We start from the raw sequence: 26,291 nt of genomic DNA, 5'->3' as shown, positions 1-26,291 counted from the left end.
GACAAGTGTTTCCTTAAGCCCTTTGAACGGTCGTTAAAGAAAAACTGCCGTCCCTTCTTTCTCAACTTTCCAACATCCTCTCCCAATCCTGAAGAAGCGCGGAGCGCTGTCTCGAAGGATGGGCTGCTTGCTCTGACTGTGTCGCCCATCCTTCGGGACGCGCACACGTGCGCTCCTCAGGATGAGGGAGATGTGTCTGGCTAGAGCGGCGATAGGGCTGAAGCTCGGGAGGCGGTCCGGGCACTTCCAACAGCGCTGTGGTGTGGGCGAAAACGGCGGACCGGCAGTCAGTTTGCCAGCCGCTCATCACTCCGAACTCTGACCTGCTTCTGCTTGCACCCTTTTCAAGGCCCATACCCTGACTGCCGAAGACAGCGGGTCTTCCGGGTCGCGGTTGTCGTCGATCTCGGCGATCAGGCCGGCGAGGGATTTATGCGCGGCATTGGCATGAGCGTCGACCACGTCCCAAAACTCCGCTTCCAGCGCCAGGCTGGTGCGGTGGCCGTGAAGGGAGAGGGAGCGCTTGACGAGGGCCATGAGCGGTCAACTGCCGCTGCCTGAGGAATCAGGATCTGACCGATGGGGGGCGGATAGCTCTGAGTCGGGATGTACGGGATGGGACTTTGCGGCATCCGGGGCATCCGGCTTTTCCAGCAGATGACCGTCGACATGGGATTCCAGAGTTTCCCGGCGTTGGCGGGCAGCATCACGCTCGGCTTTGGACCGGCCATATTTGCGCCGATTGTCCTCGGCCGTCTGGTCCTTGTCCTGACGTTTCTTCTGCTTGCGCACCATGCGCAGATTGATGATCTCCGCGCTCATGGGAAAGGCTCCCGATCTCAGGTCTTCTTGCGAAAGGCGTCCAGGGATACGACTTCGCCGCCGCCGTCACTGCTTTCGGCAGCCTGTACGGCAGGTTTCGTCTTGCCATCTGCAGTGGCCGCTTCCTTGTCGTCGGCGCTGTCGTCCTGCTTGGCTTCCTTGTCTGCGTGTTCCTGCTCCGCCCTGGCAAGTTCTTCCACGGCTTCGAGCAGTTCCTCCGGCAGCTCTTCTGCCGTTTTGCCTGGATCGAATTCCAGGGCAAATTGAACGGAGGGATCGAAGAAGCCCTTGATGGCAGAGAAAGGCACCAGCAGCTTTTCCGGCACGCCGCCGAAAGACAGGCCGACCTCGAACGCATGTTCGCCAATGGCCAGATCCCAGAACTGGTGCTGCAGAACGATTGTCATTTCCTGCGGATAGCGCTCCTTGAGGCGCTGGGAAATGCGCACGCCCGGGGCGTTGGTGTCGAACGCAATGTAGAAGTGGTGGTCTCCGGGCAGCCCGGTTCGACCGACTTCGGCAAGTATTTTCTTCACCGCTCCACGCAGCGCGTCCTGGATCAGAATATCGTATCGCAGAAGGTCTTCAGACATCGGGTTTCGTCGAATCTCGCTGGAAAAGTCCACTATCAGGAGCACATTGACGGGCCGAGATCAAAAAGAAAAGGCTCTTTTCCAAGTGAACCCAGATTAATGTGTGCAACCCCGCAATCATCGCTCGCTGGTTCAGCAACCTATCTAGGACGCTTCAAATACAAGGGAAGATCAAGTGGAGGCTTCTGTTGCCAGGTGCCTCCGAACCCCGCCCGTGAGTGCTACCTCAAAGGACTTAGTGGACTACCGGCGCAGCGTTACGCTGCGACAGCGTTGTCCATAGCATAGTTGTCATTTGCAACTATTAAGAAAGCCCGATAACGGTGGTACAATGCCGAGCAAAAGCACAGTCTTTACGCCCTCGTCGATCCTATTTCGCCCCCGCCGAAACCCATGGAGTTTCAGAAGCTTGGCCTCATGGGCTTGGGTGGAGGCGCCGGGTACCGCCCCCGGGTCCGATAGGTTTATTGCACTGACCATTTATTGCCATAGCTGGCGAACCAGCAGCCTTGATATAAGGTCTTCGGCCCTGAAATGAAAGAGGCTTGTGAGGATCTGCCTTGTTAGCCGGCCTGGGGAACGGTCCTTCGTCCACAACAAGCGCCAAGTTGGGGAAAGTGTGGGGGAGGGGCTGTCTTTTCGGCAAAATCTGCCAAGTTAACCACAAACCTCAGATTTCCCGACCGCGAAGGCTTCCGCCGTGCAGCAATATCTCGATCTCTTGTCAAAAATCCTGGACGAAGGCGTCGACCGGGGCGACAGGACCGGAACGGGCACGCGCTCGATCTTCGGCCACCAGATGCGCTTCGATCTTTCGGAAGGCTTTCCCTGCATCACCACCAAGAAGCTGCATCTGAAGTCGATCATCCACGAGTTGCTGTGGTTCCTGGCGGGCGATACCAACATTCGGTATCTGAAGGAAAACGGCGTGAAGATCTGGGATGACTGGGCGGACGAGAACGGTGATCTCGGCCCGGTTTACGGCTACCAATGGCGTTCCTGGTCCGCTCCGGACGGCCGATCTATCGACCAGATCACCAATCTTCTGAACATGATCCGCACGAACCCGGAAAGCCGGCGGCTGATCGTGTCAGCCTGGAACCCGGCTCTCGTCGATGAAATGGCCCTGCCGCCGTGCCACTCGCTGTTCCAGTTCTATGTGGCCGACGGCAAGCTCTCCTGCCAGCTCTACCAGCGCTCGGCAGACGTCTTCCTGGGCGTGCCCTTCAACATCGCCTCCTACGCGCTGTTGACGTTGATGGTGGCGCAAGTGACCGGCCTCAAGGCTGGTGACTTCGTGCACACGTTCGGCGATGCGCATCTTTATGCCAATCATTTCGATCAGGCGCGCGAACAGCTCACGCGCTCGCCGCGGCCCTTGCCGGAAATGAAGATCAATCCGGAGGTGACGGACCTCTTTGCCTTCAAGTTCGAGGATTTCGAACTGACCGGCTACGACCCGCTTCCGCATATCGCAGCACCGATCGCCGTCTGATCAAGCGAACTGGTTAGGCGACCTCGAACCACGTCATCATGCCGGAGGCCGCGTGGCCCAGCATGTGGCAATGGATCAGCCATTTGCCGGGATTGTCCGCAACAAAGGCGATCTTGACGGTCTCGCGCGGCTGGCTTGTGAAGGTGTCGCGCCAGTCGGGGTTCTCCAGTTTCGTGCCATCGCGCTCGATGACGCGGAAATGATGGCCATGCAGGTGGATCGCATGCGGGAAAGCCGTGTCGTTCCGGCTTTCCAGAACGATCGTGTCGCCGCGCTTGGCGGAAAACATCGGATCATCTTCCATACCGGCCACACCGTTGAAAGCCCAGAAGAGTCCCTCGGACATCGTCTGGCGCATGTCCATCTCGACGCCGTGTCTCATCATCGACTGCATGCCGCCCATGGCTCCACCCGCCATCACTAATGGCAGTTCCCTGGGAGAGCTCAGATCGGGTTCAGGCAACCGGTTCGGCGGTGGCAACATCAGTGGCAGATCTTCGGTTTCTGTTTCCGAGACGACGAAGTTGGCGAAGGTGAATGGCTTGCCGGTCATCATCTCGAACGGCAGCTTGCCGGTTTCCTGAGGTCGCAGCACCAGATCCATGCGCTGTGCCGGCGCCATTTGCACAGTGCCCTCGACCTCCCGCGCGGTGTCAAAGGCCTGCCCATCGAGCCCGATTATCTGCGCACCAAACCGCGCCGGAGCCAGATCAAGGATACGCGCCGTGGAGGCGTTGATCAGGCGCAGCCGGTGCCAGCGGTCCTTCTTCAACGCAATGTCCGGCATCGACGCGCCGTTGATGGTCAGCCAGTTGCCCAGACGTCCGGCATGGGCAAAGTCATGCATTGCGCCGAAGCTGGCGGTTTCCAGGATGCCGTTTTCGTCCAGGCGCCAGTCGTTGAGGATCAGCGTGATGTCGCAGTCCGGATCGAAGGACGGTTCGTCATCCTCCACGATCAGTGCACCGGCGAGGCCGCGCGGCACCTGGTTCCAGCTCATGTTGTGGGCGTGGTACCAGAAGGTGCCTGCATCCGGCACGACAAAGTCGTAGTCGAAGCTTTCTCCAGGGCGGATGGGCGGTTGGGTCAGGCCGGCAACACCATCCATGGCGTTGTCGATGCGGATGCCGTGCCAATGAACCGACGTCGGCTCATCCAGGTTGTTGGTGAAGCGCACCCTGACGCGCTCGCCGCGTTTCACCCGGATCTGCGGGCCGGGCAGCCGATCATTGTAGAGCCAGAGATCCGAAAGGCCACCGTCCTTGCCGTAAAGACGGGCCTGTCCCTTGTTCGCCGTCAGGTCGAAGAAACCTTGTTCCGTTTTTGCCAGGGCAAAGGTCGGTGACAAGGCAGCCACACATCCGGCTGCCGATGCTTTCAAGAACGAACGGCGATCCACTCTCCCACCTTCCTTATGCTGGTTTTTGTCCCCTCGAATATGGTGGTTCCAGTTGGTGGAAGGTCAAGCACCCGGCGTGGGATAAAACGTCTCAAATAATGCTCGCATTTGGCGACGAAACTGCCGACACTCCCTTCAGGTTTAACACATGGATTTTCCAGATGAGTTCAGGCACGGGCCTTTCGCTTTCCCCTCACGCAGCAGCGGCCGAGCGCCGCGGGTTCGACACCGCCCTGGGCCGCAAGCTCTGTGCTGGTGTCGAGGCAGGTTTGCTGCCGCATCTTCATGCGGTGCTTGCGGAGCGGGGCGGTGAAACGGTCCTGGAAAGTTATGGCAGGGGGCATGACGAAAACTGGGGGCAGCCAATCGGTGAAGTCACCTTCGGCGCCGATACCCTTCACGACTTGCGCTCGGTTACCAAATCCATCGTGAGCCTGCTTTACGGCATTGCCCTGGAACGGGGCGAGGTGCCGACGCTGGATACGCCGGTCCTGACGCTTTTTCCCGAATATTCCGATCTTGCAAGGGATTCAAAGCGGATGGAGCGGACCGTCGAGCACGCCTTGACCATGACGCTGGGTATGGAATGGGACGAGACCGGTCCCTACACCGGTCCGGAAAACAGCGAAGTCGCCATGGAAATGGCGCCGGACAGATATCGCTACATTCTTGAGCGCCCGTTGGTGAGTGAGCCCGGCAGTCGCTGGATCTACAGCGGTGGAGCAACCGCCCTCGTGGGTGAAATCCTGCAACGGGGAACGGGGCAAAAACTGGCGGACTATGCCCAGGCGCACCTGTTTGCTCCGCTGGCAATCTCGCAATTCGAATGGACTGTCGGGCGTGACGGAACCCATTCGCCTGCTTCGGGACTGAGGATGACTGCGCCGGATCTGCTCAAGATTGGACGTCTGGTTCTCAACAACGGCATCTGGGAAGGCCGTGAAATCGTTCCAGAAGCCTGGATCCGGGCAGCGCTGCAGACGATCATCGAAACGAGTGAAGGGCCGGGATATGGCTACTTCTGGTTCTGCGGTCAGGTGCCCGTGCAGGCACTGGGCGGCCCGACACCCTGGTTCGCCGGCTTTGGCAACGGTGGCCAACGGCTCTGGCTCTGTCCGAAGGCCGATGTCGCGGCCGTCGTCTATTCCGGAAATTACAACAACTGGAACGCCTGGATCCCGCCGACCCGGGTCTGGAGCGAGATCATTCTGGCCAATTTGCGGGAGGCTTAGAGGTCCAATCCCTCGGCTTGCCTGCTAGTTTCGCAGTCACAACACCCTCATCCTGCGGAGCGAGCTTGCTCGCGTCTCGCAGGATGGGCCCCAGGCGCAGAAACTGCCGCCATCCTTCGAGACAGCGCTGCGCGCTTCCTCTGGATGAGGGGGGAAGGAGGAGGATGAAGAGGATGATCTGTGCGCATCCTGGCGGTGCTTGGCCTGGATGACGACAGAAAGTCAGCGCGCATGTCGCCCCTACCTGTGCGCCTCGATCAAATCACGGTACCACAAAGCGCTGTTCTTGAGGGTGCGGACCTGGGTGTCGTAATCCACGTGAACGATGCCGAAGCGCATTCTGTAGCCTTCGGCCCACTCGAAATTGTCCATCAGGCTCCAGAGGAAATAGCCTTTCACCGGTACACCGGCGTCGCGTGCATCGGCGATGGCACCGAAGTGTTTTTCCAGATAGTCGATCCGGCGCTGGTCATCGACAACGCCGTCCTGCGGCTCGTCGTTGTAACAGGCACCGTTTTCCGTGATGTAGCAGTCCGGAAGCGGGTAACGGGTATCCAGGTCCTTCAGGAGATCCGACAGCCCCTTTTCATAGACTTCCCAGCCGATATCGGTCAGCTTCGGACCCGAAGTTGGGGGAACCGTCCCGGCCATCGGATAGACCGCGCCGACATTGGTGTCTGCTTTCACGCGTAGCGGGGTGTAGTAGTTCAGCCCCCACCAATCGAGAGGCTGGTGAATGGTTTTGAGATCACCGTCGCGGATGTCCATATGGTCGCCAAAGGCAACGAGCACGTCCGCGGGATAGCTGCCCTGGAACATCGGTTCAAAGAAAATGCCGTTGTTGAACTGGAAGGCGCGTTCCGCAGCGTCCTTGTCTGTCGCCGTGTCGCTGGCCGGATAGACGGAATGCGCGTTGATGACGATGCCCATCGGCAGGTCCGATCGGACAGAGCGGGCGGCCTGAACGCCCAGGCCATGGGCCAGGTTCAGGGTGTGTACGCTCGCGGCAAATGCCTCGACGCTTTTTTCGCCCGGCGCATGAATGCCGTAAAGGTGGCTGAGGTGGCAGATGCACCAGGGTTCGTTGATCGTTGCCAACGCATCCATCCGGTCACCGAGCCGTCTCACGACAATCTCTGCGTAGTCCGCAAAGGCTTCCGCCGTGCTGCGGGCGGTCCAGCCGCCGTCGCCTGCCAGGGTCAGCGGCAGGTCCCAGTGGTAAAGCGTTGGATAGACCTTCAGACCACGCGCGACCATGCCGTCGATCAGCCGGTCGTAGAAGTCGAGACCCTTTTCGTTCACCGGGCCACGGCCATCCGGCAGGATGCGTGGCCAGGCGATGGAAAAGCGGTAGGCATCAACGCCAAGCGACTTGATCAAGTCGAGATCGCTCTCCCAAAGATGGTAGTGGTCACAAGCGACCTCTCCCGAATGTCCCTGATAAACGCGTCCGGGCATCTTGGAAAAAGCGTCCCAGATGCTGGGCTTGCGGCCGTCTTCCCCGGTTGCGCCTTCAATCTGATAGGCAGCGGTTGCAACACCGAACAGGAAATCGCCGGGAAAACGGCGTGCAAGGTTTTTGGGAAGGGACATTGGAACTCATCTTGAGTGGGAACTGAATGCGATGGTCATAAGTACCAAAGCGCTTTGGATCAAGTGATTTCGTCTTTCCTCCGCAGTCTTTCGTCTCTGGCTGTGCAGTTACGCCTGGCCGGTGTGTAGCGTCATCAGCCAGTGCCAGAAGGGCAGGGCCGGTTCGATTGCCCTCGCAATCGCCTCGTGTCCGTCTGCCCCCTGAAAGGCCGCGATATCCGTCTCGTCGCGCCAGACGGCAAGCCCCTTGTGACGGGCGAGGTCTTTACTCGGGTGATCCTTTGGAAAGCCGCGCGGGGCGTTGGCAAGATCGGGGGCAGACAGCTCAAATCCTGCACCGGTCATTCGCCCGATCAGTTCCTCGATGCCGTCGCCGTCTGTCTCAAGCGTTTGCAGAAAGGTCCCGAGCACCGGTTTTGAAAAACGCATGCAGCCGGCGCCGGTTCGCACGTGGTCGGCTTCGATGGATACGAAGAAGCTGGGCGGTTGCGCGTCCTTGCCTTCAAAGACGGTTCCTTTTGGCCAGAAGGCTATGCGGATGTGGGTGTTGTATGGTGTCTTGTCCCTGGAAAAGCGCAGATCCCGATTGATGCGGAACTGCTTTGTCGTGAGATCGTGGCCGCAGAGCCGGGACAGGGCTTCGCCCAGCCTGCCACGGACCGCGTCGGCAGGTTCCTTGACGAAACGCTGGTAGTCGGCCTTGTGCGTTTCGAACCACTCTCTGGAATTGTTGGCGGCGAGGTCTTCCAGAAAGCGGAACGTTTCGGGCTGAAAGCCGGAGGGGCTCATTTTGCCGGCTTTCGGGATTTCGATTTTTTCGGTTTGGCGGTCTTTGGCGGCAGAGTGCCGACGTAGGATCTCGCCATGTCGATCCAGCTTTTCAGATCATCATCGCTTTCGATCCCCTCCGGCTCCACTCGAATGAAACCGGACATGGGTCTGCCACCCATCTTGCAGACAGAGGCATAAGGTTTTGCAATCGCCTCTGCCTGCAGCCCGGTGCCGACACGTGCCATCAACCCGCGTCTCGACGCGCACACCAGCATGTTGCCGTCGATCATGAAACAGGTGGAGCCGAACATGCGTTTCTGCTCGATATTGTCATCCGGGATCAACGCACGGGTGCGTTCGATCAGGACGGTTTCCATCAGGTCTGACATTCCGAAGGTCTCCTGGTTGCAGCGGTCCGGAATCCAGAACGTTCCATTTCGCACTCACCCGACAGCCCTGGCGAGAAAAATGCCTGCAATTTTTCTTGGCTCTCTTTCCATGCTAGGAGGCGAGTGTCGAAATGAAAACCGGATTCGGAGAAGGCTTTGCCGGAACTTGTCTTGATTGCCGCTGTGGCACGAAACGGCATCATCGGGGCCGATAACGACATGCCGTGGCGCTTGCCGTCGGATCTGAAATATTTCAAGCAGCTCACGCTCGGAAAGCCGGTGATCATGGGCCGCAAGACCTTCCTGTCCTTTGGCGGCAAGCCCTTGCCGGGACGACCGCATGTGATCGTTTCCAGGGATCCGGATTATGCGCCGGAAGGCGCGGAAGCTGCGACGTCGTTTGAAGCGGCACTTCAGCGGGGTGCTGAGCTTGCGGACGATCTCGGTGTCGATCAGGTCATGTGCATCGGCGGCGGCCAGCTTTATGCGCAGGCAATCGACAATGCCGACCGGCTCGAGATTACGGAAGTGGATGCCCAGCCGTCCGGCGATACCCGTTTTCCGCATATCGATCCGGCCGTGTGGCAGGAAGTCCGGCGCGAACCGGGTCTTCGCACCGACCGCGACAGCACCGATTTCACCTTCGTTACTTACCGCCGCAAGGCGTGACCCATCCTGGAACCGTATTCATGAGTTTACCCGCCAATCTGACGGCCCGTTGGGCTGCCTTCGATGAACTCAGTCTCAATGACCTTTATGAGGTACTCCGGCTCCGCCAGAACGTGTTCGTTCTGGAGCAGGCATCCTTGTATGCCGACATCGACGGCAAGGACCAGACGGCGCTGCACTATCTGATCAGGGATGGACAGGATGGAGCCCTGCTGGGGGCAATTCGCCTTTTTACCGAACCACAGAAGAACAGAGCCCGGATCGGGCGGGTTGTGATTGCAAAGGCCGGCAGAGGCTCCGGGCTCGGACGCCTCATGATGCGGGCCGGTATCGACAAGGCTGAGGAACTGGTACCAGGGTGCACGATCCACGTTTCCGCGCAGTCCTATCTGGAGGCTTTTTACGGCTCTCTGGGGTTTGCGGCCGTATCGGAAGAATACATTGAAGACGGCATTCCGCATGTCGACATGGTCCGTTCTGCGAAGTCGACCTGAACCGCTCGCGCGGGGCGGATTTCCGCCGGGGTGCGGCCAATTGTTCGCTCAGTCTTGACAGTCCGCTCCGTTGCTACCACCTGCGGCACGGGAACACGCGGGTTTTGCGAGGTTTTTACGCGGGGCTTTCCGTTGAAAGCGCACGGTAACCTCCCTATAACCAACGGTGAGTCAGAACGGGTGAAAATCCCTGTCCGGCACGATCAGCCGGACGTCAAAGAAGGAAGTTTTGATGCCTTGGAGCAATCAGTCAGGTGGCGGTGGCCCCTGGAAAGGTGGCGGAAACAACGGCGGCCCATGGGGCAGCGGCGGTGGCGGTGGCGGTAACAGCAACGGCCCATGGGGTGGAGGCCCCAACCGGGGAGGCAACAACCCACCGGACCTTGAAGAGCTCCTGAAACGCACACAAGACCGCATGCGCAACGTCCTTCCGGGCGGTGGCGGCGGCGGTCTGGGCTTCATCGGCGGCGGGATCGTGGCCGGCGTGGCACTCATCGTCTGGCTGGCATTCGGCTTTTATGTGGTCGACGAAGGTGAAGTCGGTGTCGAACTGGTGCTCGGCAAGGTCGAGGACCAGACCCCTCCGGGCCTGAACTACAACTGGCCCTATCCGGTTGGTGAAGTTTATACCCCGAAGGTCGAACTGCAGCGCGAAACCACTGTCGGAACCGAAGAAAGCGTCAGCAGCTCGGGCGTGGTCCGGGCACGTGACGTTCAGGAAGAAAGCCTGATGCTGACCGGCGATGAAAACATCGTCGACGTCGGGTTCAAGGTGCTGTGGCGCATCCGGAATACCAATGACGGTATCGCCGACTACCTGTTCAATATCCAGGACCCGGAAGCGACCGTGAAAGCCGTTGCCGAGAGCGCGATGCGCGAGGTTGTCGGCGGATCGAAGATCGATTCCATCCTCACGGAAAACCGCGTCTCCATCCAGAACGACGTTGCCAGCCTGATGCAGAAGACGCTCGACAGCTATCAGTCGGGTATCGAGATTGGCGAAGTTCAGATGCAGCGGGTCGATCCGCCTGCGCAGGTGATCGATGCCTTCCGCGACGTGCAGGCTGCACGTGCCGACGAAGAGCGCATCAGCAACGAAGCAAAGGCCTATGCCAACCGGGTGGTTCCGGAAGCGCGCGGTGAAGCAGCACGCGTGCTGGAAGCCGCAAACGCCTACAAGGACCAGACCATTGCCGAGGCAACCGGTCAGTCCCAGCGTTTCACAAAGATCTATGAAGAGTACAAGAAAGCTCCGGACGTGACTCGCGAGCGTCTCTATCTCGAAACCCTGGAAAAAGTTTTGGGCTCGAACAACAAGATCATCATCGACAGCGACTCGACAGGCTCCGGCGTGTTGCCGTTCCTGCCGCTGAATGACCTGAACGGGCGTCAGACCGCCCCTGCACAACGCGCGGGAGGCAACTGATCATGCGTAGCGGTATTCTTGCAATCATTCTGCTGATCGCAGCGGTCATCGCGTATCTCTCGGTCTTCATCGTCAATCCGACACAGCAGGCACTCGTTCTGCAGTTCGGCAAGATCGTCGAACAGCCGAAGAAGGAACCGGGCATCTATTTCAAGATCCCGTTCGTTCAGAATGTCGTCTATTTCGACAAGCGCATCCTCAACTTGAACATGCCGCCGCTTGAGCCGATCACTTCGGACAAGAAGCGACTGATCGTGGATGCTTTCGCACGGTACCAGATTTCCAATCCGGTGCTTTTCTACCAGCGCGTTCAGAACATTCAGACCGCCAACCGGCGCCTGTCGACGTTTCTGCAGTCCTCGCTGCGTTCCGAAGTCGGCCGGACCAGCTTCGCGGCGCTCGTTCGCGACGACCGCACAGGCGTGATGGAAAACATTCGCCGTGATATCGATGCCAATGCCGAACAGCTCGGCATCGAGGTGATCGACGTGAAGATCCGTCGCGCGGATCTGCCTGACGCCAACTCCCAGGCGATCTACGCCCGCATGCAGACCGAGCGTCAGCAGGAAGCAACGGAAATCCGTGCACAGGGTGAAGAAGCTGCCCGCAGGATCCGGTCCCGTGCGGATCGCGACGCGACCGTTCTTGTCGCCGAAGCGAGAAGGGATTCCGAAATCGAGCGCGGTACCGGCGATGCGGAAAGAAACCGGATCTTTGCCGAGGCTTTCGGTGCCGATCCGGAATTCTTCGCGTTCTACCGGTCCATGCAGGCCTATGAAGCAGGATTGCGGTCCGGCGATACCAGCCTGGTGCTGTCGCCCGATTCCAGCTTCTTCCGCTTCTTCAAGGACCCGTCCGGAATCTTGCCGGCTCCGGGCGCCGACGGGAACGGTAGCCAGGGTGTATCCGACCGGAACCCGTCACTCGCCGCACAATGAGCGATCTGGTAACGGCGCTTGGCCTGGTGCTGGTGCTTGAAGGTGTTCTCTACGCGCTCGTGCCTGGTGGCATGAAGTCCATCATCCGGAGCGCGCTGGAGACATCGGACCAGACCTTGCGGGCCACGGGCCTGATCGTTGCGGTGATAGGCGTATTTCTTGTGTGGATGATACGCGGATAACGAAAAGTTTTCGGGCGGGAGGCGCAAAATCTTCCCGCCCGTTCTATATTCTGAACCAAGGACCGGAACAAACCCATCGACTGTCAGTGTTCTGACTGCAGTCCAACCGGCTGGGATGAGGAGAAAGCCCTATGGCTCCACAAAGTATTCGCCGTCGGATGACCAGGATCGCCGCAGTAGCAGCGGGCATCTTTATCGGTGGAATGGCAGCTTTTCAGCCTATCCAGGCAGCAAACGCACAAGGACCTGTGTCCGTTGCGGATCTGGCGGAAGGCCTTGCGGACGCAGTGGTGAATATTTCCACCGCTCAAACCGTGCAGGGCCGCCGTTCCGTACCAATGCCGCAGGTTCCGGAAGGATCGCCCTTCCAGGAGTTCTTCGAAGAATTCTTCAACCGGCAGAACCGGGACGACGACCAGCCGCGACGGGTTCAGTCCCTCGGCTCGGGCTTTGTCATCGACGGTGAAGCCGGCATCATCATCACCAACAATCACGTGATCGAGGGTGCGGACGAAATCACTGCCAACTTCAACGACGGCACCAAGCTGAAGGCGACACTCCTCGGCACCGATGAGAAAACCGACCTTGCAGTGCTGCAGGTGGAGCCGACAACGCCGCTGAAGGACGTCAAGTTCGGCGACAGCGAAGCCATTCGCGTCGGCGACTGGGTGATGGCGATCGGCAACCCGTTCGGTCTTGGCGGCACGGTGACCGTGGGTATCGTTTCGGCACGCAACCGCGATATCAACTCCGGCCCCTACGACAACTTCATCCAGACCGACGCGTCCATCAACCGGGGCAACTCGGGTGGGCCGCTGTTCGATATGGATGGCAATGTGATCGGCATCAATACGGCCATCATCTCACCCTCCGGCGGGTCCATCGGTATCGGTTTCGCAATCCCTGCCAACACCGCCGTGACCGTCATCGACCAGTTGCGCAAGTTCGGCGAGACGCGTCGCGGCTGGCTGGGTGTTCGCATTCAGGAAGTCACGGACGAGATTGCAGACAGCCTGGCGATGGACAAGGCCATGGGAGCGCTGGTTGCCGGTGTGACCGACGACGGTCCTGCGGCCAAGGCGAAAATCGAGCCGGGTGACGTGATTATCAGGTTCGACGGCAAGGACGTCGACACGATGCGGGAACTGCCGCGCATGGTGGCCGAAACGGAAATCGGCAAGGAAGTTGAAGTGACGGTCCTGCGCAAGGGCGAGGAAGTCACCATCAGCGTGATCCTTGAGCAGCTCGTTGAGACCGAGGTGAGCGAAGCCAGTGCGACCGAGGAAGAACAGCCTGCCGAACAGCCGGTCGAAAAGAGCGAAGTGCTCGGCATGTCGCTTGCGGTTCTGGACGACAATCTGCGCAAGCAGTTCTCCATCGACGAAGACGTCAGCGGCGTTGTTGTCACGGAAGTGAAGCCGGGTTCCTCCGCCGAAGAAAAGCGGGTGTTGGCCGGCGATGTCATCAAGGAGGTCGCACAGGAAACGGTCGAGACTCCGGAAGACGTCATCGCCGAGATCGACAAGCTGAAAAAGGACAATCGCCGCTCGGCCCTGCTTCTGCTGGCCAATCCGACAGGGGATGTTCGCTTTGTCCCGGTGCGGATCGAGGACGAGTGATCCTCCCGGACTTCAGGATCTGAACGAAAAGGGCGCCGAAAGGTGCCCTTTTTTTGTCCGTGTGCCATTGTCTTCAGGCGCGTCCTGACAACGGACGGAGGCCTGTCTCGAAGGAGGAGCCGCATGCTCTTACGAAAAGTGTGAGCTTGGAGAGCTGAGCAGGGACACGCCGGCTTCCAGTCAGATGGGCACTTCTGCAGCCCTGCTTGCTTAACTCAGAACAAAGTCGCTTTCCGCGTAACCTTGCAGATAGAGCAGGGCCGTCAGGTCGCCGTGGTCGATGCGGAAGTCGGCAGCGGCGGCGACAGCAGGTTTTGCGCGATACGCAACGCCGGCTCCGGCGCGTTCGATCATGGCAAGGTCGTTGGCACCATCGCCGACCGCGAGCGTATCGGCAAAATCGAGACCCCGTTCCGCAACGAGATATTCCAGGCGTGCACGCTTGGCCTCTCGGCCGAGGATCGGTTCTCCGACCTTGCCCGACAGTTTGCCGTCTTCTTCCAGCAGCGTGTTGGCCTGGTTCTCGTCAAAGCCGATCAGTGTGGCGACCGCGGATGTGAAATGGGTGAAGCCGCCTGACACCAGTGCGCAATAAGCGCCGTTGGCTTTCATTGTCTGCACCAGTGTGCGGCCACCCGGCATCAGCTGGATCCGATTGCTAAGCACGGTCTCAATGGCCGAAACCGGCAGACCGGCAAGAAGGCCGACACGTTCACGCAGGGCCGGTTCGAAATCGATCTCGCCGCGCATCGCCCGTTCGGTAATCTCAGAAATGCGATCCTTGAGGCCGAGTTCGGCTGCCAGTTCGTCGATGCATTCCTGGCGGATCATGGTTGAATCCATATCCGCGATCAGCAGGTGCTTGCGGCGGCCCGCTTCCTTCTGCACAAAGACGTCGACGGGGGCACGGCCAATCACTTCGCGCAAGATACCGTCCGCGGCACTTGCATTGAGCCCCTCAAAGCGGATATCCGCTGCGACACCTGCGGAAAGACGGGTCGAGGTTCCGGAAGCGCCAAGCGCATCGGATGCCTGCCGGACCAGATCCTCGTCGACTGCGGGCGCAGTAGGAGTGGACACCAAAGTGGCAACAAAAGACATGGACGGTTCCCTGGAAGACGGTGATCGCACGCCTGTGAGTGGCAGGCGCGCCATTCTGATAGCCGGGCCGACCGCCAGCGGCAAGTCCGCTTTGGCGTTGACGCTGGCCAAAAGGCTGAATGGCGTCATCATCAATGCCGATTCCATGCAGCTTTACGAAGACTTGCGATTGGTAAGTGCACGCCCGAGTGCCGAGGAAGAGGCCGTTGCTCCCCACCGGCTTTATGGTGTGCTGCCGGCATCGACCGCTTTTTCGACCGGGGCCTGGCTGCGCATGGCGGAACAGGAGCTGAAGGCTGTCTGGGCAAACGACCAGATGCCCATTTTTGTTGGTGGCACCGGGCTCTATTTCAAGGGCCTCACCGAAGGCTTTGCCGAAATGCCGGACATCCCGCAGGAAATCCGGTCCCGGGCAAGGGCAATCGCCGACACTGACGGGGTGGCGGGGCTGAAGCGGTGCCTGATTGCCGAAGGTGATCCCGCCTCCGCTGAAACGCTGGCGGATCCGCAACGGCTCGCCCGTGCCCTCGAAGTGCTTCTTGCAACGGGGCGCCCCCTGAAAGCATGGCAACAGGAAGCCCAGTCCCAACCCCTTCTGTCGGCGCAGGCGTGTTGCCGGGTTGTTCTGGCACCGCCTCGGCCCTGGCTGCACAAACGCATAGAACAGCGTGCCCGGCTGATGGTGAGCGAGGAAGGTCTAGCCGAAGTCCGGAGGTTGCTGGCGAAGGGGCTGTCGCAGAAGTTGCCGGCCATGCGGGCAATCGGGGTGCCGGAACTCGGCGCCTATCTTGCTGGAGACGCCGATTGTGCAGACACCATCCACAGGCTGACTGTTGCAACGCGTCAATACGCAAAGCGACAGGAAACCTGGTTTCGCAACCAGATGGCCGATTGGCAACGGCTTGATCCATCTGACTTAATCGACATGGAGGCATTTCTTCGAATGGTTTGACGTCTCATCGTCAACCTGTGATGTGTGCGGTGCAGCAGCAGTGTGAGCGTAACTCGTTGGTATTGCGCATGTATTTTTGCAAAATTTGATCTTATACTTTTGTCTGCCATCTCGATGGCACAATTCAGGGTTACATGGCTCTCATGCAGACGGTGGCGGGATTCGCTGCCGGCGCACGGCCTGAAGCAATCCTAGACTGGGAGGACACGGTGCAGACGATCATACTCGAATGCGGCTCAGTGCGGCTCGTCCCTTTCACGCCAACCGATATTCACCTCGTCAAAGATCTTCATTCCGATCCTTACGGCAATCGATGCACAGAATATTCAACCAATTGCACCGTCGTTGATGCGGAGGAACTGGTGAGGTCTGCCCAGCAGAATCAGGACGACCTCGGGTTTGCCAAATGGAAAGCGGTGTCGTCGGAAGGTGCGTTTCTGGGCTGGGCCGGATTCACACCGGTCAGCGAAACTTCCGAGATCAGCCTGAACTACTGCCTGCGTCTCGACGTGCTGGACCAGGATCCGGATCTGCCTAAGCGCCTTTGTGCTGCGCTGTCGGACTGGTTCTTCGAAAATACCTATTTTTCCCATCTGGTCGCAGTGGTGCGTACCGATAACCGGACCATGCGAGAAGTGGTCAAGAGCAACGGTTTCTATCACCGCGAAAGCAAAGTGATCGAAGGAATGCAGGCGGACGTGTTTCAGCTTCTGAGCCCGTCCATGCAATCCTATCTCATGAGTGCTTAGGCATTTCCGGGGCTTACGGGACTTCGGGAAATGCGTCGGGACCGTGTATGTCACGGTCCCTTTTTTTGAGAGAAATCCATTTTGAACACCCCCATTCTGACCACTGGCAGGCTGCGCCTTTCGCCTTTTACTGAAGATGATTTTCCGCTGTTGCAGGACCTGCATTCGGACCCGGAGGTCAACCGTTACCTGTCACCTGGACCCGCCATCATGGATCCGGATGAAGTGCGGCGGCGTCTTGCCAACTATGTCGGTGATCACCGCCTCACCGGGATTTCCAAATGGAAGCTGGAAACTGTTGGAGGGACCTTTATCGGCCGTGCGGGGTTTTCCTTAGAACGGGATCCGGAGGGCCATGAGCTCGGCTACAGCCTGAAGCGGTCAGCCTGGGGGCAGGGCTATGCGAGCGAGATCGCGAAGGCTCTCGTTGCCTGGTTCTTCGATAAGACACCTCATGATCACATGTTTGCCTATGCGATTGCCGAACATGAGGCCTCGCAACGTGTGATGCGCAAGGCCGGACTGCGTTTCTGGCTGGAAATGAGGAAGCACGGGCTGCCCTGCCGGTTCTACCGGATCACACGCCAGCAATACCTTCAATCGCCGGATCAGCCGGCAGTCGGCTGATTGCCCGGGGCGGTTGGTCAGGTTGAAGCTCCGGCGGCCTGCAGTGCCGCGGGCAGGGCGGCGGCGGTCACGGTTTCCGCTAGCGTTTCATCCGACATCGCCCGTGCCGTGGTCAGTCCTCCGATCAGGATGCTGAGAAAGACCCAGGCGCGGTTCTGCCGGTCCACTGCATCACCCGCCGGCAAACCGTCGGCGACCAGGGCTGCAATTTCCTGCATCTTGTCATCGTAGAGTTTGCGGGTCTCGGGTTTGGCGCGTGCGACGTCGGGCGACAGTGCGGTCATCGCGCAGCCGCAGGCGCGGTCTTTCCGGTGGGCCGCACCAAGATAATACCTGGCGAAAGCCTCGATCCATGTGTCGCCAAAGCGTTGCCTGTAGTCGGGAATGGTGGTGATGACTTCGTTCAGACCCAGTTCCAGCGCTGCGTGGAAGGCTCCGTCCTTGGAGCCGAGATGGGCGTAAAACGCACCGGACGTTGCGCCTGCCGACTTGGCGATCGCATCGACACCGACCCCCGAATAGCCTTCGCTCCGGAAGGCCCGGCTGGACGCGGCAAGCAGGGCCTTTTGTGTTTCTGCCTTGCGAAGCTGTTGTTTTGCCATTCGGTTCTCTCAATAAAAAAGCGATCGTTATATAAAAGTTGACTTCATAACGATCGTTACATAAATAGGGTGTGTAAGAAAATATAGCGACCGTTATATTTAATTGAAGGAAACGGAAATGCCACTCGCACTGAATTACACCCAAGGCGTGATGACAGAAGATGCCGGTCTGAAAGCCGGCAAGAAGATCACGGAAGCTTTCCTGAAATGGCACGGGCTTGGCGGCAACAAGGTCATGACACCCAATGTCACCATGCAGATCCAGGCACTGCCGAAAAACGGGGCCCTGTCCGGTGGAGAGCCGGTGGAGGGAGCCTGGCTGGAATGCAAGACACCAGCCTTTGCCCTCGCCGCGCGCGACATTCAGGTCGGCTTTTTCAAGGAAGCGACCGATATCATCGCTGCGGCCGCGGAAGGCCGTTTGCCGCGAGATCGCATCTATTCAAACGTGGTGCACACAGTGGACGGGACCTGGAACCTGGACGGTGAGGCCATGACCAACAACCAGCTTTCCGAAAGGATCGCTCAAGGTTGACTTTTGACCTCGCAGCGAAGAAAGGGCCGCGTGAGCGGCCCTTTGCAGGGACAGCACGTTGCTGTTCCGCCGATCGCCGGGTTCAGCTCATGAGGCCTGCGCCGAATTCAGACCGGTGAGGAAGCGTTTCAGTTGCCGGGGTCGGGTGAAGACATGGCGTGTTCCGGAGAACGCGCGCATGCTTTCCAGATCGCGGTCCCGCCGCGACCGCCTGTAATTGAGTACGAACTTGAAAAACGGCCAGTCGAACCGCTCCAGACAGCCATCGGGCAGTTCTCCTCCACGTGTGCCGCCAAGGCCGAGGAACGAGCGCCTGAGTACTCGCGACGCGCACAGCCGCGTGGAAAAATCCAGATAGACGAGTGTATCGGCTGCCTTGAGACGCAGATCCAGTGTGCTGCCGTAGTTGCCGTCCATGATCCAGCGGGGGCGGGCGATCAGTTCCTTCATGGTGGCACGCCAGGCTTCGGGAGAAGGGCGCTGCCAGCCCGGTTGCCAGTAATGACTGTCCAGATGAATGACAGGCAGACCGGTCAGGTCGCTCAAGGTTCTGGCAGCACGGGACTTGCCGGAGCCCGGGCAACCGGCAATCACCACGCGCTTCATCTCTCCGTCTGTGCCAAGGCTTTCCACCTGTTTGCCTCCCCGACAAAAACAAAGCCTCCCGAACCTTACCGGAAAACCGGAGGTTCAGGAGGCTTTTCATGCCATGGCAGGCTGCGCCCTGTGTTCACCTGAGCGAAAACAGGAGGTTTTTCGGCGTTAGACGGCGGCAAGCGCACCCGGATTGCCGGTTTGCTGGCGCAGGGCCAGCTTGTTCATGGCCGACACATAGGCTCGGGCGGAGGCAACCAGCGTGTCGGTGTCCGCACCCTTGCCGGTGGCGATCCGCCCGCCGGCTTCCAGGCGAACAGACACTTCTGCCTGTGCGTCGGTGCCTTCGGTAACCGCATGCACCTGGTACAGCGACAGCTTGGCCTCATGCGGTACGATTGCCTTGATGGCATTGAACGTGGCATCGACCGGGCCGTCGCCCGTGGCTTCCTTGGTGATGTGCTGACCGTTGACGTCCATGGTCAGGATCGCCTTCTGCGGACCGCCGGTGCCGGCAATCACGGTCAGCGCGATTACCTTGGTGCTTTCGCCCAGGATGCTGATTTCGTCCTCGACCAAGGCTTCGATGTCCTCGTCGTAAACGTGTTTCTTGCGGTCGGCGAGGTCCTTGAAGCGGCGGAAGGCATCCTGCAGGGCGTTGTCGCCCAGTTCGAAGCCCAACTCCTTCAGCTTGTCGCGGAAGGCATGACGGCCGGAATGCTTGCCCATGACCAGGGACGTCGCTTTCACGCCGACATCTTCCGGACGCATGATTTCGTAGGTTTCGGCATTCTTCAGCATGCCGTCCTGGTGGATGCCGCTTTCGTGGGCAAAGGCGTTCTTGCCAACGATGGCCTTGTTGTACTGAACCGCGAACCCGGAAGCTCCTGCCACCATCTTGGAGGCGCGCACCATGAATTTCGGGTCGATCTGGGTCATGTAGGGCAGGACGTCGCTACGCGTGCGGATCGCCATGACGATCTCTTCCAGCGCAGCATTGCCTGCGCGTTCGCCCAGGCCGTTGATGGTGCATTCGATCTGGCGCGCACCGCCGGCGACACCGGCCAGGGAGTTGGCAACCGCCAGTCCCAGGTCGTTGTGGCAATGAACCGAGAAGATTGCCTGGTCGGAATTTGGCACGCGCTCGCGGATCTGCTCGAACAGGGACTTGTATTCGTCCGGGGTGGCATAGCCGACCGTGTCCGGCAAGTTGATGGTGGTGGCTCCGCATTTGATGGCGGCTTCCACGCAGCGGCACAGATAATCGATCGGCGTGCGGGTTGCGTCCATCGCGGACCATTCTACATCATCGATCAGGTTGCGCGAGCGGGTAACCGTGTCGGTGATGATTTCCAGCACCTGCTCTTCGGTCTTGTTCATCTGGAACTTCAGATGGATCGGCGAGGTGGAGACAAAGGTGTGGATGCGGCCCTTGCCGGCGTGTTTCACGGCTTCGCCGCAGCGGTCGATATCGGCGTGGATGGCGCGCGCCAGGCCGGCGATAACGGAGTTTTTCGACCGTTTGGAGATTTCGCTGACAGCTTCAAAGTCGCCATTGGAGGCAATCGGGAAGCCGGCTTCGATGATGTCGACACCCATGTCGTCGAGAATTTCTGCAATCTGCAGCTTTTCTTCCAGTGTCATGGAGGCGCCGGGCGACTGTTCGCCGTCGCGCAATGTGGTGTCGAAGATCCGGACCTGGTCCTTCTCGGAAGTGGCAGTCATGTCGTTTCGTCCCTGGCTTGGATCGGGCCTTAGGTCGCTCGGGTAAGGAAAGGCGTGGCGCGATCCGATGGTCGTGATGCGGTTTTTTGAAAACTCTCCCCTAAGTGCCCGTTCCGCCTAAAGACAAGCGAAGCAGCCGACGCTCAGGGGCATCTAAGAAGGAGGAGATCGCCAAGTAGAATGAGGCCGCCGCGCTGAGCCAGCGCGTTGCGAGAAGATCCAGAAATGTCGCGAACCGCGATCATGGGTCTGTCTTGGCCTTTGGTCGTCTTTTCAATTGGTCCGCCAAGCGTGGCGCAAAAGCGTGACCTGACGGTTAATGGGGATTGTTCATAAGTCAGGATGAACCATGATGCAACCAGCTTTTCCGAAGCTTGCACATTTGGCACGACCTGCAGCGCCGATATGCAGGCCGGTTTGCGAGGTATCGGACGAATGTGGGGCGGAGCCTCAGGAACGCCGCAGCACCTGTGTGCTGTCCGATACCAGTCCGGTCTGCTCACGTTTATCGCAAGAAAGACCGGACAGTTCATCAGCGCCGCGAAGGGGGGAGCAGGCAGGCTGTCTCAACCGTTTGCAGCCGCCTGCATCGGCTCATCAGCGAACCGGGCCTGGATCTTTTCCACCTCCCGCCTTTTGCTGAGGAAGGCGGCAACACATTCGGGATCGAAGTCACTGCCTGCTTTTTCTTCCAGAAAGCCGAAGGCCCGCTCGTTGTTCCATGCGGATTTGTACGGGCGTTCGGTCGTCAGGGCATCGAAGACATCGGCGACGGCAGCAATCCGGCCGACCAGCGGAATTTCCTCGCCGCGCAGGCCGTTGGGGTAGCCGGTGCCGTCCCAGCGTTCGTGATGGGTTGCGGCAATCTGGGTGGCCACCTGCAGCAGCCGGCAGCTGGAGCCCTTGAGAATGCCCGCACCGATTTCCGTATGCCGATTGATTTCCTCGCGTTCCTCGGGGGTGAGGGGGCCGCGTTTCAGCATGATCCGGTCCGGAATGCCAACCTTGCCGATATCGTGCATCGGGGCAGCCATCTTGAGATCTCGCCGAAACTCCATGCTCATGCCGAGTTCTTCGGCGATCAGCTCGCAGAAGTTCGCCATGCGTAAGGTATGCATGGCGGTGTCGAGATCCTTATATTCGGAAGCAAGGATCAGCCGGTGAACGATTTCCTCGCCGCGCTTCCTGAGTTCCGTGGTAGCCCTGTCGACTTCCTCCTTCAGCCATTCCGCCCGGGTGGACAACTTGCGCTGTGCCTCGGCAAGCTTGGTCAAGTTCCGGACGCGCGCCTTGAATTCCACGATCTCAAGCGGTTTGTTCAGAAAATCGACGGCACCACAAGTCAACGCTTCAATCCGGGTGCCGCGGTCCTTGTCTGCCGTCACGATCACCATCGGCTTGTCGGTGTGTTCCAGGTGCTGATGGATTTCCTTGATAAGTTCGATGCCGTTGAGGCCCGGCAACTGATAGTCGACGATCCCCACATCGAACTGGATCGTGTCGAGCCTGGCGATCAGGTCGACAGGATTGGAAAAGCTGATCGCCCGGCACCCGGGGATGCGTTCCACGAGCCTCTCCATGATCATGCGGTTGGTGGGATCGTCTTCGACCAGCAGGATGCGGAAGTCGGTGTCGGCAAGAGGTGTCTCGTTCATATCGCTATCCTCCGGTATCGGGTTTTTGCTTTTTCCAGCTCCACCGTCAGCAGAGTCCCCTGGTTTGAGGTCTCGATGCTGGCGCGAAGGGTGTCGGCAGTTCTTGAGAGAGTGGTAAATCCAAGGTTGTCCGACGCGCCTTTCAGCGTGTGCAGCAGCCGGTCGAAGGTCTCCGCGTCACCGGAGGCCGCCGCCGTGGAGATCTGCGCAACAAGTGTGTCGGCATTCTCGAAAAAGGCATTCACCAGTGCGTGGAAGACCTCTTCACCAAGTTCGGTCACAAGTTCGGCTTGTCTGGCATCACCAGTTTCATCCCCGGCAAGGCGAACCACGTTGGTGTTGGGGCCAGTTGTGTTCGACTGTGCCGAGCTCGCCGGATCCACGGCCTCCTCAGGCGCGGGTGTCGTGATGTCGTCGATCGATATTTGCGAAGGGGCGTATTCCCGAAGGATTGCCGCGAGCCGCTGGAACGTGACAGGTTTTGATTCAAAGGCATTCATGCCTGCGTCGAGGCATTCCTGGCGGTGCTGGTCCGATGCATTCGCCGTCATCGCGATGATCGTCAGGGTATTGAATGGAGCGCCGAGATCTCGAATGAGGCGTGTCGCGGAAATACCGTCAAGGTCGGGCATCTGCAGGTCCATCAATACGAGATCAAAGGGGGTGTCCTGCACCCGTTCGACCGCCTGCCTGCCATCGCTGGCGATGGTGACCTCCTGTCCCAGCTTTGCCAGGAACTTTGCCGCGACGCGCTGATTGATGACGTTGTCTTCCACGAGCAGAATGCGCAGACGCGGTACTGAACGAGACAGTGCCGAGCTGTCTTCCCGTCCGACAGGATTCGCGGCAGGGGCCTGTGCGCGCTGCACCGGAACCGTGAAACTGAAAGTCGCTCCATGGCCGGGAATGCTGGCAACATCGATCTCGCCACCAAGTGCCTCAACGATCTGCTTGCAGATGGCAAGTCCGAGCCCAGTGCCGCCAAACCGCCGGCTGATCGAGGAGTCGACCTGGTGGAAAGCAGTGAACAGCTGTTGTTGCGCTTCTTCTGCAATGCCGATGCCGGAGTCCGTGACGCTGATATGCAGCTTCAGGGCCTCGTCTGTTACATTTCTGGCAGTGACGTGGACGCAGATCGAGCCGTTTTCGGTGAACTTCACGGCATTGGACAGGAGGTTGAGCAAAACTCGCTTCAATCTGGTGGGGTCGCTCTTGATGAACGCCCTTTCAAGTACCGGGTCGATAAACAGCGTGAGGTCGTCGTTTTGCTCAATCGCCTGGCCTTCGACGACCGCTGCTGCTTCCCGGACAAGTTCATCGAGCCGGAAGACGATCTGCTCCGACTGTAGCGAACCATATTCGATCTTGGCGAAATCGAGGATTTCGTTGATCATTTCTAGCAAGGCCCTGCCGGAGCTGTTGATGGTGCGTACGTAACCCGTTTCTTCTTCCGGCAGCGGTTTTTGCGCCAGAAGTTCTGCCATGCCCAGAATACCGTTCAATGGCGTGCGAATCTCATGACCAATGGTGGCCAGGAACGCAGATTTGGCTTTGTTGCCGGCTTCTGCAGCCTCATAGGCTTTCTCGAATTCCGCGGCGGCCTTGGTCATGCCTTCGCGCGTCTGTTTCACGATGCGAACCTGGCGAAGCATGTGCAACGCCAGAAACAGCGCTGCAACGACGATCGCGAACATGAACAGAAATGCCAGCATCTGTACGTTGAAGACATCGTTTCTGGCATCAGCACGCGCTTCGGAAATCGTTGCGTTCGTGCGCACAAGGAACTCGTTGGTAGAGCTGCGAATTTCCCCCAGGGTTCCTTCGACAGGCGCGAACTCGATATCGACGTAGCTCTTTTGCGCCGCGATCTTGTTGAACACAGGCTCGAGGTTCAGGATTTTCGTTTCGATGCTCGAAATTCGGGATCTGAAGCTCGGACTTTGCTCGAAGAAGATGTTGTATTTCGAGTTGGCAAGGACGGAGAGGCGCGAATAGAGGATGTCATAGCGCATCACGACATCGCGCGGCGACACGGCTTGTTCTGCCGCTTCCGTACCTGCCTCGCCGATACGATATCTGACATGTTGCACCAGTTCGTAGACGGCCCGAACTTCCCGGTCGAGTTGGTAGACGGCCCAGATCGCATCCTCACGGATTGCGTCTTGCAGCTGTCCTTCCCGCTTTACCAGCAAGGAAAAGATCGCAAGAACAGTACAGACAAGAAAGATCTGGACGACGAGAACGGATTTCGTCGCCCGTGCCGCCTGTTCAACGGCCTTACCGCCTATTTCGAGCTGACTTTTCACTCGACGACTTCAACTTCACGGATCTGCCAGACCGAACGGGAAAAGTATTTCTCGTTGAACAGTTCCGGGTTCGTGTCGAAAGGGTAGATCAGGAACAAGGGGCCCTTGTCGCGAATGGACATGTAGTCGCCGTTCATTTTCGTCGCCAGCATGGTGTCGAACTTCTCGGCGTCTTCCACCGGCACTTCGGCGCTGTAGTCGTTGAGGGCCTTGACGATCAGCTTGGACCCATGTGCGCCGACTTCTTCAAGCAGTGCCTGCAACTGCGGGCCGGAAAAAGCGGTGGTGCCTTCGGTCCACGGAGTTTCAAGCGTTCTGGAAGTTCCCGTGAGGTTTTCCAGCATGTCCATGTCGAATTCGGCGCTGTTGCCCTTGTTGGTGTTGGCGATATTTCCGGTAACCACGAGAACGATTTCACCTGTCGGGGTGGGCAGGCTGGCGGCCTGAACGGCAGAGGTGATCAGCAGCGCACCAGCTAGGGTGCTCAGTAAAGTCTTCATGGCGTTTCCTGTTTGCTTATGCGTTACTGTAAAATCTGACAGAAACGTTGTCTTTGGCAGTTTCTCTACGGAACCTGGATACGCCGCGATCCTTTAATCAAATGGAAATCAATTGGGGAAACAGTCAGTTAATTTCATCAAATAAAGTAATTATTTTTACGTTTTTGTTTCTATAAATCAATACCTTGATCGACTTGCGAGGCGTTGAAATTGTTTGATTCAATTTTGAGCTAAAAGCGTTCCAACAGTTGGGCGCCGTTGAACGTCGCAACCCGAAGTCTTCCCAATTCAAGCTATGCTCAAGTACGTGGCCAGATCCATTTCCTGCGCTTCCGCGCCTTCAGGAAGACCAGTCCGCCTCAAACCATTTCATCTTCATTTATGAGGCCACACCCTAGCCGTCTTGAAGGCTGACAAGATCAGCCAGTCGTCCGAAGCAGCCGTTCCAGCCACCACCGACCCCACGGCGGGCATCTTCGCTCTTGATGGCCTCGTGACGCAGCTTGACCTCCGTCGCCTTGCCCACCTCGGTAAAGCTCACGGACACTCTGGAGGTATCGGTCGCCTCTCGCGTGCCGTCCGCGAATTCCTGGACATGGCGCCAGGAAAACTCGAGGCGGTTCGGCGCTTCAATGGTCAGATATTCCCCTTCGAAATGGATCTGCTTTTCCGCCGTCTTCTCAATGACGAAGCACCAGCGTCCGCCCACCTGCAGATCGATCTCCGCAGATACCAGCCCGCCGGACTTCGGCACGAACCAGCATCGGACCTCATCGGGTTCGGTGAAGGCACGAAAGACCCGACCCGGGTCAGCCCGGAACAGGCCTTCCACGAGCACCGGCTCCTGGCCGGGACTGGATGTCAGGAACGCATGGGGTTGCTGTTCGGCGGTCATTTTTCACTCTCCTTGGCGAGATGGCGGGCGAGGGCATCGAAACGGTCGATCCAGAAGGCTTCGTATTTGCTCAGCCAGTCGACAGCTTCCTTGATCGGTGCACCGCGCAGGCGGCAATGACGGGTGCGGCCCCGTTTTTCGATATCGACCAGCCCGGCATCCGAGAGAACCCGCAGGTGTTTTGACACCGCCGTCAATGACATGTCGAACGGTTCGGCGAGGTCCGACAGGGACGTCTCGCCTTCGGCAAGCCGGGCAACGATCGCGCGGCGGGTGCCATCGCTGAGGGCTGCAAAAGTGGCATCGAGTTGGGGCATGTCGGGTGCGACCATAAAGTGAACCTTTTGGTTGACTATCATCCGGCTTCATTATAGTCAACTAATTGGTTGAGTAAATGGGTGGCGCGCGACACCGGCTCAATTTCCGCC

At 58.8% G+C, this 26,291-nt stretch carries 28 protein-coding genes and 1 other RNA gene; 12 read left to right on the top strand and 17 right to left on the bottom strand.

The annotated features are described in order from the left end of the window. Positions 1-306: 306 nt before the first annotated feature. From ACYQ54_RS04955 to ssrA, 4 genes are all read right to left on the bottom strand, one after another. Positions 307-537, bottom strand: a complete 231-nt coding sequence (locus ACYQ54_RS04955; protein ID WP_460079896.1) for a ribbon-helix-helix domain-containing protein — start codon at positions 535-537, stop codon at positions 307-309. A 6-nt stretch (positions 538-543) separates the two neighbouring features. Then, positions 544-822: a DUF4169 family protein gene (locus ACYQ54_RS04950; protein WP_460079894.1), complete on the bottom strand. Its 279-nt coding sequence runs from the start codon at positions 820-822 to the stop codon at positions 544-546. Positions 823-839: 17 nt separating this feature from the next. Further along, positions 840-1,415 carry an SspB family protein gene (locus ACYQ54_RS04945; RefSeq protein ID WP_460079892.1) on the bottom strand — a complete coding sequence of 192 codons (576 nt, stop codon included), beginning with the start codon at positions 1,413-1,415 and terminating at the stop codon, positions 840-842. Positions 1,416-1,589: 174 nt separating this feature from the next. After that, positions 1,590-1,959: a transfer-messenger RNA gene (gene ssrA / locus ACYQ54_RS04940) on the bottom strand. A 156-nt stretch (positions 1,960-2,115) separates the two neighbouring features. Between ssrA and ACYQ54_RS04935 the strand changes: the two genes are divergently transcribed. After that, positions 2,116-2,910: a thymidylate synthase gene (locus ACYQ54_RS04935; RefSeq protein ID WP_460079889.1), complete on the top strand. Its 795-nt coding sequence runs from the start codon at positions 2,116-2,118 to the stop codon at positions 2,908-2,910. A gap of 13 nt (positions 2,911-2,923) precedes the next feature. Here ACYQ54_RS04935 and ACYQ54_RS04930 read toward each other — a convergent pair whose 3' ends face one another. Next, on the bottom strand, positions 2,924-4,309 hold the full coding sequence (locus tag ACYQ54_RS04930) for a multicopper oxidase family protein (RefSeq protein ID WP_460079887.1): 1,386 nt from the start codon (positions 4,307-4,309) through the stop codon (positions 2,924-2,926). A gap of 161 nt (positions 4,310-4,470) precedes the next feature. Here ACYQ54_RS04930 and ACYQ54_RS04925 point away from each other — a divergent pair, with 161 nt between their 5' ends. Next, positions 4,471-5,541: a serine hydrolase domain-containing protein gene (locus ACYQ54_RS04925; RefSeq protein ID WP_460079886.1), complete on the top strand. Its 1,071-nt coding sequence runs from the start codon at positions 4,471-4,473 to the stop codon at positions 5,539-5,541. Between the two features lie 240 nt (positions 5,542-5,781). Here ACYQ54_RS04925 and ACYQ54_RS04920 read toward each other — a convergent pair whose 3' ends face one another. From ACYQ54_RS04920 to ACYQ54_RS04910, 3 genes are all read right to left on the bottom strand, one after another. Continuing rightward, complete coding sequence (locus ACYQ54_RS04920) at positions 5,782-7,134, bottom strand: GH1 family beta-glucosidase (protein WP_460079884.1); 1,353 nt, start codon at positions 7,132-7,134, stop codon at positions 5,782-5,784. 108 nt (positions 7,135-7,242) lie between these two features. Next, on the bottom strand, positions 7,243-7,923 hold the full coding sequence (locus ACYQ54_RS04915; protein WP_460079882.1) for a DUF2461 domain-containing protein: 681 nt from the start codon (positions 7,921-7,923) through the stop codon (positions 7,243-7,245). Next, entirely contained in the window at positions 7,920-8,294 is a 375-nt protein-coding gene (locus ACYQ54_RS04910) for a TfoX/Sxy family protein (RefSeq protein WP_460079881.1), read from the bottom strand. The genes ACYQ54_RS04915 and ACYQ54_RS04910 overlap by 4 nt, the downstream gene beginning before the upstream one ends. A 156-nt stretch (positions 8,295-8,450) precedes the next feature. Between ACYQ54_RS04910 and ACYQ54_RS04905 the strand changes: the two genes are divergently transcribed. From ACYQ54_RS04905 to ACYQ54_RS04880, 6 genes are all read left to right on the top strand, one after another. Continuing rightward, a complete protein-coding gene (locus ACYQ54_RS04905; RefSeq protein ID WP_460079879.1) occupies positions 8,451-8,963 on the top strand; it encodes a dihydrofolate reductase in 513 nt (170 codons plus the stop codon). A 20-nt stretch (positions 8,964-8,983) separates the two neighbouring features. Beyond that, positions 8,984-9,457 carry a GNAT family N-acetyltransferase gene (locus ACYQ54_RS04900; RefSeq protein ID WP_460079878.1) on the top strand — a complete coding sequence of 158 codons (474 nt, stop codon included), beginning with the start codon at positions 8,984-8,986 and terminating at the stop codon, positions 9,455-9,457. Between the two features lie 232 nt (positions 9,458-9,689). After that, complete coding sequence (gene hflK / locus ACYQ54_RS04895; RefSeq protein ID WP_460079875.1) at positions 9,690-10,883, top strand: FtsH protease activity modulator HflK; 1,194 nt, start codon at positions 9,690-9,692, stop codon at positions 10,881-10,883. Between the two features lie 2 nt (positions 10,884-10,885). Further along, on the top strand, positions 10,886-11,821 hold the full coding sequence (gene hflC / locus ACYQ54_RS04890) for a protease modulator HflC (RefSeq protein ID WP_460079873.1): 936 nt from the start codon (positions 10,886-10,888) through the stop codon (positions 11,819-11,821). Beyond that, positions 11,818-12,003 (top strand): DUF2065 domain-containing protein, encoded by a 186-nt coding sequence (locus tag ACYQ54_RS04885; protein ID WP_460079872.1) that lies wholly within the window; start codon positions 11,818-11,820, stop codon positions 12,001-12,003. The genes hflC and ACYQ54_RS04885 overlap by 4 nt, the downstream gene beginning before the upstream one ends. A 131-nt stretch (positions 12,004-12,134) precedes the next feature. After that, the gene (locus tag ACYQ54_RS04880) at positions 12,135-13,622 is read left to right on the top strand and encodes a Do family serine endopeptidase (protein WP_460079870.1); all 1,488 of its coding nucleotides are present in this window, start codon (positions 12,135-12,137) and stop codon (positions 13,620-13,622) included. Positions 13,623-13,832: 210 nt separating this feature from the next. Here the strand turns inward: ACYQ54_RS04880 and serB are convergent, their stop codons facing one another. Further along, positions 13,833-14,723: a phosphoserine phosphatase SerB gene (gene serB / locus ACYQ54_RS04875; RefSeq protein ID WP_460079867.1), complete on the bottom strand. Its 891-nt coding sequence runs from the start codon at positions 14,721-14,723 to the stop codon at positions 13,833-13,835. On the opposite strand from serB, the gene miaA reads away from it, so the two are divergent. From miaA to ACYQ54_RS04860, 3 genes are all read left to right on the top strand, one after another. Then, positions 14,707-15,675 carry a tRNA (adenosine(37)-N6)-dimethylallyltransferase MiaA gene (gene miaA / locus ACYQ54_RS04870; protein WP_460079864.1) on the top strand — a complete coding sequence of 323 codons (969 nt, stop codon included), beginning with the start codon at positions 14,707-14,709 and terminating at the stop codon, positions 15,673-15,675. The two genes, serB and miaA, sit on opposite strands and share 17 nt — an antisense overlap. A gap of 209 nt (positions 15,676-15,884) precedes the next feature. After that, entirely contained in the window at positions 15,885-16,424 is a 540-nt protein-coding gene (locus ACYQ54_RS04865) for a GNAT family N-acetyltransferase (RefSeq protein WP_460079863.1), read from the top strand. A gap of 81 nt (positions 16,425-16,505) precedes the next feature. Then, the gene (locus tag ACYQ54_RS04860) at positions 16,506-17,051 is read left to right on the top strand and encodes a GNAT family N-acetyltransferase (protein WP_460079862.1); all 546 of its coding nucleotides are present in this window, start codon (positions 16,506-16,508) and stop codon (positions 17,049-17,051) included. A gap of 17 nt (positions 17,052-17,068) precedes the next feature. Here ACYQ54_RS04860 and ACYQ54_RS04855 read toward each other — a convergent pair whose 3' ends face one another. Continuing rightward, positions 17,069-17,653: a TetR/AcrR family transcriptional regulator gene (locus tag ACYQ54_RS04855; RefSeq protein ID WP_460079860.1), complete on the bottom strand. Its 585-nt coding sequence runs from the start codon at positions 17,651-17,653 to the stop codon at positions 17,069-17,071. 118 nt (positions 17,654-17,771) lie between these two features. Between ACYQ54_RS04855 and ACYQ54_RS04850 the strand changes: the two genes are divergently transcribed. After that, the gene (locus ACYQ54_RS04850; protein WP_460079859.1) at positions 17,772-18,188 is read left to right on the top strand and encodes a 4-oxalocrotonate tautomerase; all 417 of its coding nucleotides are present in this window, start codon (positions 17,772-17,774) and stop codon (positions 18,186-18,188) included. 87 nt (positions 18,189-18,275) lie between these two features. Here ACYQ54_RS04850 and ACYQ54_RS04845 read toward each other — a convergent pair whose 3' ends face one another. From ACYQ54_RS04845 to ACYQ54_RS04815, 7 genes are all read right to left on the bottom strand, one after another. Then, positions 18,276-18,821 (bottom strand): P-loop NTPase family protein, encoded by a 546-nt coding sequence (locus ACYQ54_RS04845; protein WP_460079856.1) that lies wholly within the window; start codon positions 18,819-18,821, stop codon positions 18,276-18,278. Positions 18,822-18,950: 129 nt separating this feature from the next. After that, the gene (locus ACYQ54_RS04840) at positions 18,951-20,507 is read right to left on the bottom strand and encodes a 2-isopropylmalate synthase (RefSeq protein WP_460079854.1); all 1,557 of its coding nucleotides are present in this window, start codon (positions 20,505-20,507) and stop codon (positions 18,951-18,953) included. Positions 20,508-21,073: 566 nt separating this feature from the next. Then, complete coding sequence (locus ACYQ54_RS04835) at positions 21,074-22,162, bottom strand: HD domain-containing phosphohydrolase (protein WP_460079852.1); 1,089 nt, start codon at positions 22,160-22,162, stop codon at positions 21,074-21,076. Then, on the bottom strand, positions 22,159-24,468 hold the full coding sequence (locus ACYQ54_RS04830; RefSeq protein ID WP_460079850.1) for an ATP-binding protein: 2,310 nt from the start codon (positions 24,466-24,468) through the stop codon (positions 22,159-22,161). The genes ACYQ54_RS04835 and ACYQ54_RS04830 overlap by 4 nt, the downstream gene beginning before the upstream one ends. Continuing rightward, a complete protein-coding gene (locus ACYQ54_RS04825) occupies positions 24,465-24,968 on the bottom strand; it encodes a putative pterin-binding protein (RefSeq protein WP_460079848.1) in 504 nt (167 codons plus the stop codon). Before ACYQ54_RS04825 ends, ACYQ54_RS04830 begins: the two co-directional genes overlap by 4 nt. 394 nt (positions 24,969-25,362) lie before the next feature. Continuing rightward, on the bottom strand, positions 25,363-25,863 hold the full coding sequence (locus ACYQ54_RS04820; protein WP_460079846.1) for an SRPBCC family protein: 501 nt from the start codon (positions 25,861-25,863) through the stop codon (positions 25,363-25,365). Continuing rightward, positions 25,860-26,222, bottom strand: coding sequence for an ArsR/SmtB family transcription factor (locus tag ACYQ54_RS04815; RefSeq protein WP_460079844.1), 363 nt, complete (start codon positions 26,220-26,222; stop codon positions 25,860-25,862). The genes ACYQ54_RS04820 and ACYQ54_RS04815 overlap by 4 nt, the downstream gene beginning before the upstream one ends. Between the last annotated feature and the right edge of the window lie 69 nt (positions 26,223-26,291).

This window comes from Roseibium sp. LAB1, from assembly GCF_054658235.1.
Note: the sequence above shows the minus strand (reverse complement) of the source record. Positions and strands in the feature narration are given on the sequence as shown.

Coding starts and splice junctions, on each gene's coding strand:
- ACYQ54_RS04915 (WP_460079882.1), bottom strand. CDS start 7,923: ATGAGCCCCTCCGGCTTTCAGCCCGAAACGTTCCGCTTTCTGGAAGAC.
- ACYQ54_RS04920 (WP_460079884.1), bottom strand. CDS start 7,134: ATGTCCCTTCCCAAAAACCTTGCACGCCGTTTTCCCGGCGATTTCCTG.
- ACYQ54_RS04835 (WP_460079852.1), bottom strand. CDS start 22,162: ATGAACGAGACACCTCTTGCCGACACCGACTTCCGCATCCTGCTGGTC.
- ACYQ54_RS04850 (WP_460079859.1), top strand. CDS start 17,772: ATGCCACTCGCACTGAATTACACCCAAGGCGTGATGACAGAAGATGCC.
- ACYQ54_RS04855 (WP_460079860.1), bottom strand. CDS start 17,653: ATGGCAAAACAACAGCTTCGCAAGGCAGAAACACAAAAGGCCCTGCTT.
- ACYQ54_RS04820 (WP_460079846.1), bottom strand. CDS start 25,863: ATGACCGCCGAACAGCAACCCCATGCGTTCCTGACATCCAGTCCCGGC.
- ACYQ54_RS04825 (WP_460079848.1), bottom strand. CDS start 24,968: ATGAAGACTTTACTGAGCACCCTAGCTGGTGCGCTGCTGATCACCTCT.
- ACYQ54_RS04885 (WP_460079872.1), top strand. CDS start 11,818: ATGAGCGATCTGGTAACGGCGCTTGGCCTGGTGCTGGTGCTTGAAGGT.
- ACYQ54_RS04925 (WP_460079886.1), top strand. CDS start 4,471: ATGAGTTCAGGCACGGGCCTTTCGCTTTCCCCTCACGCAGCAGCGGCC.
- hflC (WP_460079873.1), top strand. CDS start 10,886: ATGCGTAGCGGTATTCTTGCAATCATTCTGCTGATCGCAGCGGTCATC.
- ACYQ54_RS04880 (WP_460079870.1), top strand. CDS start 12,135: ATGGCTCCACAAAGTATTCGCCGTCGGATGACCAGGATCGCCGCAGTA.
- ACYQ54_RS04815 (WP_460079844.1), bottom strand. CDS start 26,222: ATGATAGTCAACCAAAAGGTTCACTTTATGGTCGCACCCGACATGCCC.
- ACYQ54_RS04910 (WP_460079881.1), bottom strand. CDS start 8,294: ATGTCAGACCTGATGGAAACCGTCCTGATCGAACGCACCCGTGCGTTG.
- ACYQ54_RS04950 (WP_460079894.1), bottom strand. CDS start 822: ATGAGCGCGGAGATCATCAATCTGCGCATGGTGCGCAAGCAGAAGAAA.
- ACYQ54_RS04945 (WP_460079892.1), bottom strand. CDS start 1,415: ATGTCTGAAGACCTTCTGCGATACGATATTCTGATCCAGGACGCGCTG.
- serB (WP_460079867.1), bottom strand. CDS start 14,723: ATGTCTTTTGTTGCCACTTTGGTGTCCACTCCTACTGCGCCCGCAGTC.
- hflK (WP_460079875.1), top strand. CDS start 9,690: ATGCCTTGGAGCAATCAGTCAGGTGGCGGTGGCCCCTGGAAAGGTGGC.
- ACYQ54_RS04955 (WP_460079896.1), bottom strand. CDS start 537: ATGGCCCTCGTCAAGCGCTCCCTCTCCCTTCACGGCCACCGCACCAGC.
- ACYQ54_RS04840 (WP_460079854.1), bottom strand. CDS start 20,507: ATGACTGCCACTTCCGAGAAGGACCAGGTCCGGATCTTCGACACCACA.
- ACYQ54_RS04900 (WP_460079878.1), top strand. CDS start 8,984: ATGAGTTTACCCGCCAATCTGACGGCCCGTTGGGCTGCCTTCGATGAA.